The organism is Sporosarcina sp., assembly GCF_029257255.1.
GTDB lineage: Bacteria > Bacillota > Bacilli > Bacillales_A > Planococcaceae > Sporosarcina.
Genome location: NZ_JARICI010000049.1, coordinates 1 through 13,214, shown reverse-complemented (window position 1 = coordinate 13,214; position 13,214 = coordinate 1). Strand labels below are relative to the sequence as shown.

The 13,214-nt window shown below is 45.2% G+C and carries 11 protein-coding genes; 1 reads left to right on the top strand and 10 read right to left on the bottom strand.

Translation table 11 applies throughout. The annotated features are described in order from the left end of the window. Positions 1 to 118: 118 nt before the first annotated feature. The 4 genes from priA to gmk all read right to left on the bottom strand — a co-directional run bounded on the left by priA (position 119) and on the right by gmk (position 4,834). Complete coding sequence (gene priA / locus Q1J64_RS10010; protein ID WP_301108923.1) at positions 119 to 2,527, bottom strand: primosomal protein N'; 2,409 nt, start codon at positions 2,525 to 2,527, stop codon at positions 119 to 121. Next, the gene (gene coaBC / locus Q1J64_RS10005; RefSeq protein WP_301108922.1) at positions 2,517 to 3,734 is read right to left on the bottom strand and encodes a bifunctional phosphopantothenoylcysteine decarboxylase/phosphopantothenate--cysteine ligase CoaBC; all 1,218 of its coding nucleotides are present in this window, start codon (positions 3,732 to 3,734) and stop codon (positions 2,517 to 2,519) included. Before coaBC ends, priA begins: the two co-directional genes overlap by 11 nt. A 254-nt stretch (positions 3,735 to 3,988) precedes the next feature. After that, entirely contained in the window at positions 3,989 to 4,213 is a 225-nt protein-coding gene (gene rpoZ, locus Q1J64_RS10000) for a DNA-directed RNA polymerase subunit omega (protein WP_301108921.1), read from the bottom strand. A 3-nt stretch (positions 4,214 to 4,216) separates the two neighbouring features. After that, positions 4,217 to 4,834: a guanylate kinase gene (gene gmk, locus Q1J64_RS09995; protein WP_301108920.1), complete on the bottom strand. Its 618-nt coding sequence runs from the start codon at positions 4,832 to 4,834 to the stop codon at positions 4,217 to 4,219. Positions 4,835 to 5,119: 285 nt separating this feature from the next. On the opposite strand from gmk, the gene Q1J64_RS09990 reads away from it, so the two are divergent. Continuing rightward, positions 5,120 to 6,808, top strand: coding sequence for an Rqc2 family fibronectin-binding protein (locus Q1J64_RS09990; protein ID WP_301108919.1), 1,689 nt, complete (start codon positions 5,120 to 5,122; stop codon positions 6,806 to 6,808). A 148-nt stretch (positions 6,809 to 6,956) separates the two neighbouring features. Here Q1J64_RS09990 and Q1J64_RS09985 read toward each other — a convergent pair whose 3' ends face one another. The 6 genes from Q1J64_RS09985 to carB form a co-directional block, all read right to left on the bottom strand. After that, complete coding sequence (locus tag Q1J64_RS09985; RefSeq protein ID WP_301108918.1) at positions 6,957 to 7,328, bottom strand: iron chaperone; 372 nt, start codon at positions 7,326 to 7,328, stop codon at positions 6,957 to 6,959. Positions 7,329 to 7,482: 154 nt separating this feature from the next. After that, positions 7,483 to 8,112, bottom strand: a complete 630-nt coding sequence (gene pyrE, locus Q1J64_RS09980; protein WP_301108917.1) for an orotate phosphoribosyltransferase — start codon at positions 8,110 to 8,112, stop codon at positions 7,483 to 7,485. Then, a complete protein-coding gene (pyrF, locus tag Q1J64_RS09975; protein ID WP_301108916.1) occupies positions 8,109 to 8,822 on the bottom strand; it encodes an orotidine-5'-phosphate decarboxylase in 714 nt (237 codons plus the stop codon). Before pyrF ends, pyrE begins: the two co-directional genes overlap by 4 nt. Continuing rightward, complete coding sequence (locus Q1J64_RS09970; RefSeq protein ID WP_301108915.1) at positions 8,819 to 9,733, bottom strand: dihydroorotate dehydrogenase; 915 nt, start codon at positions 9,731 to 9,733, stop codon at positions 8,819 to 8,821. Before Q1J64_RS09970 ends, pyrF begins: the two co-directional genes overlap by 4 nt. After that, a complete protein-coding gene (locus Q1J64_RS09965; RefSeq protein ID WP_301108914.1) occupies positions 9,730 to 10,509 on the bottom strand; it encodes a dihydroorotate dehydrogenase electron transfer subunit in 780 nt (259 codons plus the stop codon). The genes Q1J64_RS09970 and Q1J64_RS09965 overlap by 4 nt, the downstream gene beginning before the upstream one ends. Beyond that, positions 10,506 to 13,214: carbamoyl-phosphate synthase large subunit (gene carB / locus Q1J64_RS09960; RefSeq protein ID WP_301108913.1), on the bottom strand; the 2,709-nt coding region annotated here is incomplete at its 5' end. The genes Q1J64_RS09965 and carB, both read right to left, overlap by 4 nt.

Below are 13,214 nucleotides of genomic sequence, written 5' to 3'. Positions count from 1 at the left end.
TTACAAAGAGCAAGCTTGTAGAATAAATCTGTTTCCCTGCACTGCATTGATTCCCAATCAGCATAGGTAGATTTACGAGTCATTCCAAAGCGGGCTTTAAACTGCAGACCTGCTTCAACTAGAAAATAGCTGTCGGTTCTCTGTTAATAGACATAACTAGGCCGTCTTTCACCCAATTCGTTTTATAATGTTTCAGCAGCTCCTGCAAAACGGGTATGAGAGCCGGTTCTTGTTTGTATTTTACCAAACATTGATAACGATATCTATTGTTGAGACGACTGATTGCTGCAGCTGTGGGCCCGATGATGACTGAACCCGCTGACAGACGCTCTGCAAGGAACGACGAGCCCTTATGTGCATAGTCGGCAGCTTTTAATACGTCTTCATGGCTGAACTGTACGACAGTGACATAATAATAAGGCGGATAGCCGAGCTGTCTTCTTCGTTCCATTTCAATATCATAAAAAGGGACATACAACTGGGATTTGGATAGCTCGATCGCATAATGTTCGGGATCATATGTCTGAATGACTACTTCGCCAGGCAACTGATCACGTCCAGCTCTTCCGCTTACTTGCGTTAGCAATTGAAACGTTTTCTCTGCAGCGCGGAAGTCCGCTAAGTGAAGAGACGTATCCGCCGCCAGCACACCAACGAGCGTAATGCGCGGAAAATCCAGTCCCTTTGCAATCATCTGTGTGCCAAGCAGGATATCTGCTTTGCCTTCACCAAAATCATGCAATAATCGTTCGTGAGCACCTTTAGTATTGGTCGTATCCACGTCCATCCTAATGACACGAGCTTCCGGTACCAGTTTGTACAACTCTTCCTGCGCTTTTTGCGTACCTGTTCCAAAAAACCGGATATGCTCACTTTCGCATTCCGGACATTCAAGCGGCACGGGCTGTTCATGACCGCAATAATGGCATTTTAAACTTTCAGATGAACGGTGATAGGTCAATGAAATATCACAGTTTGGACATTCCACCACAGTACCGCAGTCTCTGCATAATACAAAACTGGAGAACCCTCTTTTATTCAGCAGCAAGACGATCTGTTCCTTACGCTCAAGCCGTTCTCTGATCGCATCTGCTAACGCCATCGAAAACATAGATCGGTTCCCTGCTTTCAGTTCTTCCCGCATATCAACAACTTGGACACTCGGCAACGCCTGCTGTTTCGCACGCTTCGTCAAGGTCAGTAATGTATATACATCCTTTGTTGCACGAGCATACGATTCCAAAGAAGGTGTGGCGCTTCCCAATATGACCGGACACTGATAATAATCCGCGCGCCAAATCGCTACATCCCGAGCGTGATATCTCGGAGAATCTTCTTGTTTATACGTAGATTCATGCTCTTCATCTAAAATAAGCAGTCCTAAATTAGTGAAGGGAGCGAAAACTGCTGACCGTGCCCCGATAGCTACTTTCACTTCTCCCCGATGTATACGGCGCCATTCATCATACTTTTCACCTGCCGATAAACCGCTGTGCAGCACAGCAACGAGCTCACCAAAGCGCGCTTTGAAACGAGCAGTCATTTGCGGAGTCAATGAAATTTCAGGTACGAGCACAATCGCTTCCTTGCCTTTTTTCAGCACATGATCGATTGCCTGCAAATACACTTCCGTCTTACCGCTTCCCGTGATTCCGTGAAGCAGAAACGTTTCTTGCTCCTCTTGATCACTCGCTTGTTCAATCGCTGACAATGCTGTCTTCTGCTCATCTGTAAGCTGTTCCGGCTTGCCGCTGTCGCGCATTTTCGGTGCATCGAGTTCTCTGTATACTTCCATTTGCGACTCTTCGATCACTTTTTTATCGAGCAGCGCCTTTAGGACATTCGCCTTGACGCCGGATTTATTCATAATTTCACTAGCTTCCAATGAAGAGGAAGGACGCTGTAGCAGCCAGCTTAATAATTCTGCCTGTTTTTTCGCATTAGCATGCGTATCTTCTAGAGCTGCCTGCAAATGCTCAGCATCGGGAATATGAATCATCCGAACTTTTTTTATTTTCGTCTTTTGCTGAACGGCTGTATCAAGCTGAACAGCACCCTGTTCGCTATATTTCTTTGCTTCATTTAGTAAATTAGCATCCTGCAAAGCTTTCAATGTTACTTGCTGGCGGTTGCCAAGAAATTGACGGAAACTTTCATCAAGTAATTCAGGTTTAATGACGCGCATAACTTTTTCGTATTTCGCACGCATCGCTGCCGGTAGCATCACTTGGAGCGCATCAATTTCATATGCGATCGTTTCATCAGCCATCCAGCGAGACAGCTGTAAAAGTTCTGTAGATAACACAGGCTCTAAATCTATGATTTCTATGATTGATTTGATTTTGGCAGAATCCAGATTACTGTTCATTTTGATTCCAGTGACATAACCAACAACTTTTCGGGGGCCAAACGGAACTTTTACCCGAAGGCCCGGCTCCATCACAGATTCCCATTCCACCGGTACTGCATAATCAAAAGGACGGTCGATCGGATATGCCGCCACATCGACAATGACTTCAGCGATCATTCAAATTGCCGCCTTCTTGCTGAATAATGGTTTCAAATAATTGAAGCGCCAATTGTTCTTTCGGCATCGCTGTAAAGGGAATAACTTCTCCTTGTCTTGAAAGCAGTGTGACGACATTCGTATCACTGCCGAAACCGCCTTCAGGATCCGTTACGTCATTGACTATAATATAATCTAAGTTCTTGGAATCCAGTTTCTTCTGTCCATATGCAATTACATCATTTGTTTCTGCCGCAAAACCTACCAACAACTGATGCTCTTTGCGGTCACCTAGCGACTTCAGGATATCTGTAGTACGCTCGAGTTCAAGCACATCGTCGCCTTCTTGTTTCTTCATTTTCTGATCATGAATCGCTTTAGGGCGATAATCTGCTACTGCAGCAGATTTTACTACCATGGATGCATCCTGATATTCACCAAGCACCGCTTCATACATATCGGCAGCGCTTTCTACGCGGATAACCTTTACGCCGGCAGGAACAGGCAATTCAACAGGACCTGAAACCAGCACTGTTTCCGCGCCAAGTTTTTGCGCCGCTGCAGCCATGGAATAGCCCATTTTACCGCTTGAAAAATTGGTTAAATAGCGTACCGGATCAATCCGTTCACGCGTCGGACCGGCTGTAATCACTACTTTTTTACCTTTCAGCGGTAAATTCTGTCTTTCATTAAAATGCTGACTGACCAGTTCGGTAATACGTTCCGGCTCTTCCAGACGCCCTTTCCCCACATAACCACATGCCAAAAAACCTTCAGAAGGCTCAATGAAATGATAGCCGTCCAGATGCAGCCGCTCAATGTTACGGACAACCGCAGGGTGACTATACATATGTACGTTCATGGCAGGTGCAATCCAGACATCAGCTTCCGTTGCTAGCAAGATCGTCGTAACCATATCGTCCGCAATTCCGTTCGCTAGTTTACCGATCACATTTGCAGTTGCAGGAGCGACAATAATAAGGTCAGCCCAGTCTGCCAGATCAATATGCGCAATCACACGGGAGTCTTTTTCATCAAATGTATCCGTGTATACATCATTTCGGGACATTACTTGAAACGTTAAAGGCTGTACAAATTCCCTAGCGGAGTCTGTCATTACCACTTTTACGTTAGCGCCTGCCTGTGACAGTTTACTGACCAGTGCCACCGCTTTATATACTGCAATACCGCCCGTCACACAAAGCAGTATATTTTTATTGTTCATCATATTCAGAGTCCCCTTCCCTCTCTCTTTCATCCACCTGATAAAACAACAAACTCCCTGAGAACAATTGAATTCAAAGGGAGTAATTTTTTATTTATATAAGATGAGAAAAATAATTTGCATCTACCTTAGGCACGTTGATTTCCGTTGCAGGCGGACGCTTTCCGCGGGAGTCGCCGCATTCCACTCCAATCAACTATATATCCCGTATATTAAGTTGCTGCCTATGCTAGAAACTTAACTCATCATATATAGCATCAAATTTCGTCTTCGTAGATAATCGATGCGTCTGCCTGCTGGTTGATCAAAACACCAGCTGCGACTTCTTCAAGCGCGCGGCCGACACTTTTATGAGCGCGGTATGAGTGAAGCAGTTCATTTTGCTTTTCTTGCAGTTCACGTGCACGTTTTGCCGCCAGTGTAACCAGCGTGTATTTAGAATCAACTTTCCCTTTTAGTGAATCAACTGATGGATATAACATAGTTTATTCTCCCTCCAACATTTGTAAGTATCTCTTTTCCACACGTTCTCTGCGGCAATGCTCTGCTGTAACAATCGCATTGACACGGTCACATGCTTTAGAGACCTCGTCGTTTTCTACTACATAGTCGTACAGGTGCATCATTTCAAGTTCATCTCTTGCCTTCAATACACGGTCGGCAATGATATCCGATGCCTCTGTTCCTCGTCCGATTAAACGGGTTTCTAAGTCACTTAAGCTTGGAGGTGCTAAAAAGATAAACAGGCCGTTCGGTACTTTTTCACGTACTTGCGCAGCACCGACGACTTCGATTTCAAGGAATACGTCGCGCCCTGCATCGAGAGTTTGATTGACATAATCAATCGGCGTTCCGTAGTAGTTCCCTACGTACTCTGCGTATTCAAGAAGTTTTCCGTCCTGGATCATTTGTTCAAATACTTCGCGGGAACGGAAGAAGTAGTCTACGCCGTCCACTTCACCTTCGCGAGGATTTCTTGTGGTCATCGATATGGAGTATTCATAGTTGGTGTCCGGGCTTGAGAACAGTTCTTTGCGGACGGTTCCTTTTCCTACGCCGGATGGACCTGAAAGGACGATTAGGAGTCCTCGATGTTTGTACATGTAATCCCTCTTTGTTATGTATTCATTTACACTGCATTCCTAATAGGCATCGTTGATTTGCGCTTCAGACGGGGACGCTTTCCGGAGGGCCCCGTCTTCCGCTACAATCAACTAAGTAAGTTTTAATTATCAAATACCCAAAAACATTCGGTTGAATATAATAATTACTTCCAGTATCATCATTCGCCGAAACGGACAGGCCCATGCGTGTAATCTGTTCATATTATACCATAATCATACGATGAGTGCTAAAATGGAACAAAACGAAATGAAAGAGGAATCCGTATGGCATTTGATGGTTTATTTACGAAAGCGATTGTTAGCGAACTGCAGCAGTTGAAGACTGGCCGGATTTCTAAGATCCACCAGCCGAATTCACAGGAAATTATTTTTCAAATCAGAGCAAATAATAAAAATCATAAATTACTCGTTTCTCTGCATCCTTCTTATTCAAGGATTCAGCTGACGAATGAAGTGTTGACCAATCCTGCTGAGCCTCCGTTGTTTTGTATGGTGCTCAGAAAGCAGCTTGAAGGCGGAATGATCACGTCGATTGAGCAATATGAAACTGACCGGATCATCCATCTGAATGTCCGGGCACGAAATGAGCTGGGCGATGAGATCGAACGGAAGCTTGTCATTGAAATCATGGGACGTCACAGTAACTTCATTTTGCTGGATGCGTCACGCGATCTCATTATCGACAGTATGAAGCACCTGCCGCCTTCCGTGAACAGTTACCGTACAATCTTGCCCGGACAGCCTTATATTCCAGCACCTCCGCAGGATAAACTGGATCCTTTCCAAGTTTCTGAAGAGCAATTCATGAACGTCTTGCCGAGTCTGAATGAACCGAGAGATGCAGTCCAGCAGTTTGCGGGATTCTCTCCTTTAACTGCCGCTGAGCTGATCTACCGTCTGCAGCAAAATGAAGCCAGTCCTTTTAAGGTATGGAAATCTTTCCTGAACGGTTTTGATATCGATTCCATGAAGCCCACAGTTATAGAAAGTGGCGGAAAAACTCTATTTTCCGCAGTTGAACTGACGCATGCAGAAGGAGTTTCTCAAACCTTTGAAACACTTGGAGACTTACTCGATAAAGTGTATTTTGCAAGAGCAGAGCGTGAGCGGGTTAAATCACAGGCTATTGATCTTGAGCGCTGGCTATCGAATGAAATCTCGAAGCTTGAAAATAAATCAAAAAAACTCCAAAAAGAAGAGCAGACTGCGCAGAACCTGGATACATTGAAGCTTTACGGCGAGTTGCTTACTGCTAATAGCTACATGCTGAATAAAGGTGATAAAGAAGTGACAGTGGAAAATTATTATGAACAGGGCACGACGGTTACCATTCCGCTTGATCCAAGAAAATCACCGATCGACAATGCGCAAAAATATTTCTCCCGCTACACAAAAGCAAAAACTGCACTCATCCGAATTGCCGAGCAGCTGGAAAAGACGAAGGATGATATTGAGTATTTCGAAATGGTGCGGCAACAGGTATACCAAGCTTCCCCAATTGATATAGAAGAAATACGTGAAGAATTGGTCGAACTTGGATTTATGCGCGCCAGAAGAAGCAAAAAGAAAGCTAAACCGAAAAAACCTGCACCTGAAGCATTCGTTTCATCGACAGGCATTCCAATTTCGGTTGGGAAGAATAATAAGCAAAATGATTACCTAACGTTCAAATTGGCCGCACGTGATCATGTCTGGCTGCACACGAAAGACATTCCGGGTTCACACGTCGTTATCCATGATGCAGAGCCGGATGCCCAGACAATCGAGGAAGCCGCAGGACTATCCGCGTACTTCAGCAAAGCACGCGAATCTTCATCCGTGCCGGTAGACTACACAGAAATCCGTCACGTCAAAAAACCATCCGGCGCTAAGCCGGGGTTCGTGATTTACTTTGAACAGAAGACCGTGTTTGTTACGCCAGATGAAGATCTGGTGCGTAAACTGCGAAAGTAAACCCTTTAATATGAAAAAGGTTGTCCGTAGAGGACAACCTTTTTATGTACTGTCAGTTTATCTGTAAGCTTAAGCAAAAACCTTAATCGTAACCCAGTGAAACGCATTCTTATGACACTACTGTCCCCAATTATTTCGTTTCATTTATCTATTTCCGCCAAAAACTCGTATAATCTACTTTATCTTGAATATTAAATTCAATTAGTTTCTCAATCAATTTGTAATTTACCGGCTCATTCCACTGAATTCTAAACAAGCCATTAGTAGCGCTATAGCCAGCTTGTGCAATATCATCTGCAAAGTGGGTAATACCTGCTGGTTCAGGAGAAACGCTTATATGTTGCTTTGCGGTAGAAAAACCAATAATAAATGTGCCGTGGTCAGAGAACATCGGTGTATTCCACTTTATTTGTGGTTTCAAATCAGGGAACTTAGTAGTTACCCACGTCAAGATCTTCTCTACTCGATCACGTTGATCGGGGGAATCAATGCCCGCTAAATATTCTCTGAAAACTTCCATTGTATGACCTCCTAAAAAAATATTCTTACAATCCAACAATTAACTATTCCTCTTTCGTTAACATACTGGCTCATTTGCTGAACCTCGTAAACAAAATGGACTGCCACAGGAGAACGCAAATCAATTCGCGCCCTCCCAGACAGTCCTTTATTTATTACAATGTACCTTGCTTCAGCTTATTATGCCAGTCCATCAACTCTGCCATGGACTCTTCTTCAATCGCGCCTTCTTCTTTTGCCACCTCAGCAAGCGCCGCAAAATTCGTCAGACTGTGATAGGAAAGCTTCGCTTCAGCGAACTTTTCATCCGCTTTTTGAAGCTCGTATGTAAAGATGGAGACGATGCCGCACACCTCTACGCCTTCAGCAATCAGCGCATCCGCTGCATTCAAACTGCTTCCGCCTGTTGAGATCAAATCCTCAATGATCACAGCCTTCGCATTAGGCTCGATCTTGCCTTCAATCTGCTTGCTCCTGCCGTGTGCCTTTGCCGAAGAACGGATATAAACCATCGGCAGTTTTAAGATATCCGCCACCCATGCTGCGTGCGGAATACCTGCTGTTGCGGTTCCTGCAATGACTGTTGTATCAGGATAATGAACGCGAATCAATGCCGCCAGACCTTCTGCGATTTCTTTGCGTCCTACTGGATCTGCCATCGTTAAACGGTTATCACAGTAGATCGGTGACTTTATTCCTGATGCCCATGTAAATGGTTCTTTCGGATTCAAAGCAACCGCCCCGACATTCAATAAAATCTGCGCGACTTCTTTTTCTCTGGTCATGAATTGATCCCCTTCCACAATGTATTGACTAACTCGTATGCTTCTAATGGATTTTCTGCACCTGTGATCGCACGTCCAACAACTATATGTGTCGAACCCTCCTGCATCGCTTTTGCGGGAGTTGCCACGCGTTTTTGATCGTGGACATCTCCTTCCGCCAAGCGAATTCCAGGTGTTACTTTGAAAAAGTCTTTACCGCACACTTCTTCAATAACCTTCGCTTCTTGAACGGAACAAACGACACCGTCCAATTGGGCAGAGGAAGCTAACTTCGCGTAATGTTCCACAGACTCTTGAAGCGGTACACCGATCAGTTGCTCTTCGCGCACTTGACGATCATCTGTCGAAGTGAGTTGCGTCACCGCAAGTAAAGCAGGACGTTTTTTCCCGGCAGGTGTTCCGGTATCCAGACCTTCCAAAGCCGCTTCCATCATCGTTTTTCCGCCAGCCGCATGCACATTAACCATATCGACCTCAAGTGAAGCCAGGACGTTCATTGCAGATTTGACAGTATTCGGGATGTCATGCAGTTTCAGATCTAAGAAAATGGAATAGCCTTCTTCTTTCAGACGGGCAATCATTGCCGGGCCTTCTTTATAATATAATTCCATTCCTACTTTGACATTGACCGACTGCTCAAAGGCTTTCAGGAATTCGAATGTTTTTTCTGCTGAATTAAAATCCAGTGCAATAATAGGTGATCGATTCATAGGCGATGGCTCCTTCCGATCAATTCTGAAATATGATCCACTTGGAGTTCATCCAGTTTTTGCGGAAGCTGCTCAATAATCGTCGGACAAATGAATGGATCTACGAAATTCGCTGTACCGACTGCCACTGCGCTTGCGCCTGCAGACAAAAAATCTACAGCATCCTGCACACAGCTAACGCCACCCATTCCGATGATTGGAATATTAACGACTTGGCTCACTTCGTAGACCATGCGGATCGCGACAGGTTTAACGGCAGGGCCGGATAACCCGCCCGTTTTATTGGCAATTACCGGTCTGCCAGTCTTTTCGTCTAAGCGCATACCGACAAGTGTATTGATCATCGTAATTCCATCTGCTCCGCCTGCTTCTACTGCGATCGCCATAGATTTAATATCTGCAACGTTCGGAGACAGCTTCACATAGACAGGTACTGAGGATACAGCTTTCACGGCTGCAGTCAGTTCTTTCGCGACTTCAGGATCCGTCCCAAATGCCATGCCTCCGCATTTAACATTCGGACAGGAAATATTAAGTTCCAGTGCGTGCACATTTGGTGCTTTAGAGATTTCTTTGGCTACTTCGACATAATCCTCTGTCTCTGAACCTGCCACGTTCGCTATAATCGGCACATCGAACTTTTCCAGCCAGGGCAGTTCATTTTCAAGAACACCTTTCAATCCGGGATTTTGAAGTCCGATTGCATTGAGCATCCCTGAAGATGTTTCCGCAACACGCGGTGTTGGATTTCCGTAGCGTGTTTCAAGCGTCGTCGCTTTGATCATGATGGCGCCAAGCTGAGACAGATCGTATAAATTGCCGTACTCTTTACCAAAACCAAAACAGCCGGAAGCTGGCATGATTGGATTCTTCAGTTCTAATCCTGGCAATGTAATCGCTAATCTATTCATATTTGCACCACCCCTGCTGGAAATACCGGACCGTCTGAGCATACTTTGACATATGCTTTGTCCGTTGCATTTTCGTTTGTATGGCAGACGCAGGCAAAGCAAGCTCCGATTCCGCAGCCCATTCGCTGTTCAAACGATAAGAAACCTTTTTTGTGTACATATGCTTTTTGCACTGCATCCAGCATCGGCATAGGACCGCAGCTGTAGAATGTCGCAAATTCATCAGACAGTTCCGCCATGACATTCGTGACAAACCCTTCTGTACCGTTGCTTCCGTCAACTGTTGCGATACATGTCTCGCCAAGTGCTTTAAATTCTTCTTCATAGAAGACCACATCGTCAGACTGAAATCCAAGAATATGAATACACTTTACACCTTTTGCCGTCAGCTGCTTGGACAATTCATATAACGGCGGTACACCGATTCCTCCACCAATCAGGACGGCTGTTTGACCGGAACCTGTTTCTTCCACAGGGAATCCATTGCCAAGAGGTCCTAATACGTTGACGATCTCTCCTTCTTGCTTCTGTGACAACAGCTCTGTGCCGCGTCCTTCCGCTCGGTAGATAATCGTCATTTCATTCGTTTCTGCATTGATATCCGCGATTGAAATCGGGCGGCGAAGCAGCGGTTCGAATGAATCGGATACGCGGATATGGACAAACTGGCCCGGAGAAGTAATTTCTCCGACCAGCTTTCCAGTTACTTTCATTTCAAAAATATTTCTCGCGATTTGTTGCTGAGAAACAATGGTCATCAGCTCTTGGATGATCATTGAATCACCTTCGGCTTTGGCATCGCAGCTGTTTCGAATGTCATGGACTCAATTACAGACAGCATAGCAGCGGCTGTATCGATTGAAGTGAAGCATGGAACTCCATTCTCTACGGATTCACGGCGAATTCTGAAACCATCACGAGCAGGCTGTTTTCCTTTTGTCAGTGTGTTGATCACTAACTGCGCCTGACCTTTTTGGATTACATCGATCAGTGTCGGGCCTTCCGTTCCGATCTTTCCTACTGTTTCGACTTCAATATTCGCCTGTTCAAGAGCTTTCGCAGTTCCTTCTGTAGCCAGGATGCGATAGCCGATTTGTACAAAGCGCTCTGCAATCTCGATAATTTCTTCTTTATCTTTATCAGAAACGGTCATGAGTACGGAACCGTATTCTTTCACTTCCATGCCTGCAGCCACTAACCCTTTGTAAAGAGCTTTTTCAAGCGTGCTGTCTTTCCCCATTACTTCACCTGTTGATTTCATTTCTGGTCCTAATGTAATATCCACGCGGCGAAGTTTTGCGAATGAGAAGACCGGTACTTTTACATAGACGCCTTCAGGAGCAACTGCCAGCCCGTCTGCGAAGCCTTGCTCAGCGATGGTTTTACCCAAGATCGACTGTGTCGCGACATTAGCCATCGGGATATTCGTGATTTTACTTAAGAACGGTACGGTACGGCTTGAACGCGGATTCACTTCAATGACATATACCTGTCCTTCAGAAATAACGAACTGAATATTAAGCAATCCTCTAATTTTCAACCCAAGCGCCAAACGTTTCGTATATTCTGCGATCGTTTCCATCATGGATTGTGACAGGTTTTGCGGCGGGAACACAGCGATTGAGTCACCGGAGTGAACGCCTGCACGCTCAATATGTTCCATGATTCCTGGAATCAAGACTGTCTCGCCGTCACAGATTGCATCGACTTCGATTTCCGTACCTGTCAGATAGCGGTCAATTAATACCGGGTGCTCAGGGCTCGCCTTTACTGCATTCTCCATGTATTGAAGCAATTCTTCTTCATGGTAAACGATTTCCATAGCACGTCCACCTAATACATACGAAGGACGGACAAGTACCGGATAACCGATTTCATTGGCAATTACGACTGCTTCAGGTACTGACAGTGCAGTTTTACCTAGCGGCTGCGGTACGCCGATTTCGTGAAGTGCACTTTCAAACTTGTCGCGGTTTTCAGCACGGTCGATATCTTCAAGTGACGTACCAAGAATTTTTACGCCGCGTGCTTCCAGATCTGCTGCCAGGTTGATCGCAGTCTGTCCGCCGAACTGTACGATAACACCTTCCGGCTGCTCGAGGTCGATAATATGCATGACGTCTTCAATCGTTAATGGTTCAAAGTAGAGCTTATCTGAGATCGAGAAATCTGTTGAAACAGTTTCCGGGTTATTATTAATGATGATTGCTTCATAACCAGCTTCTTGGATTGCCCATACACAGTGAACCGTTGCATAGTCGAATTCCACACCCTGTCCGATACGTATTGGGCCGGAACCAAGAACGACAACACTCTTTTTATCTGTTCTGACGGATTCATTTTCCTCTTCATACGTACCGTAGAAGTACGGTGTGTCCGATTCATATTCTCCCGCACATGTATCTACTTTTTTATAGACCGGAATCAATTCCTGCTCTTTTCTCCAGTCATATACTTCACGCTCTGTTGTATTCCAAAACTTTGCAATCACAATGTCTGCAAAGCCTAGACGTTTTGCTTTATATGCTGTTTCGTAATCAAATGGATGATCTTTCAGCATTTGTTCGTAGCGTACAATGTTTTCGAATTTACGCAGGAAGAATAAATCGATTGCACTCCACTCATGCAATGTTTCGATCGTTACGCCGCGTCGCAATGCTTCACCCAAGAAGAACAGACGCTCATCGCCTGCTTTGCGGATACGCTTCTCGATCCACTCGTCAGTCATTTCATCACCGCCAGGCAACGAAAGATCGAACTGTCCAGTTTCAAGTGAACGCACTGCTTTCAAGATCGACTCTTCGAATGTGCGGCCCATTGCCATAACTTCGCCTGTTGCTTTCATTTGCGTACCTAGATTACGTTTTGCTGATTCGAACTTATCGAAAGGCCAGCGCGGAATCTTCGTAACGACGTAGTCAAGTGTCGGTTCGAAGCAAGCATACGTGTTGCCTGTAACCGGGTTCATCATTTCATCCAGTGTCAGACCGACAGCAATTTTTGCCGCAAGCTTGGCGATCGGATAACCTGTCGCTTTAGATGCCAGTGCAGATGAACGGCTGACACGCGGGTTTACTTCGATGATGTAGTAATCAAAACTATGCGGATCAAGTGCCAGCTGAACGTTACAGCCACCTTCGATTTTCAATGCACGGATGATATCCAATGAAACATTTCGCAGCATTTGATTTTCACGGTCTGTCAAAGTTTGACAAGGTGCCGCTACAATTGAATCTCCTGTGTGGATACCGACCGCATCGACGTTTTCCATATTACAAACAACAATCGCGTTGTCCGCAGAGTCACGCATTACTTCATATTCAATTTCTTTGAAGCCTGCAATTGATTTTTCCAATAGACACTGAGTTACCGGGCTGTATTTCAAACCACTTGCTACGATTTCTTCCAAATCCTCGTCATCGTGACAGATTCCTCCGCCAGTTCCGCCCAAAGTGAATGCAGGACGAACGATTACTGGATA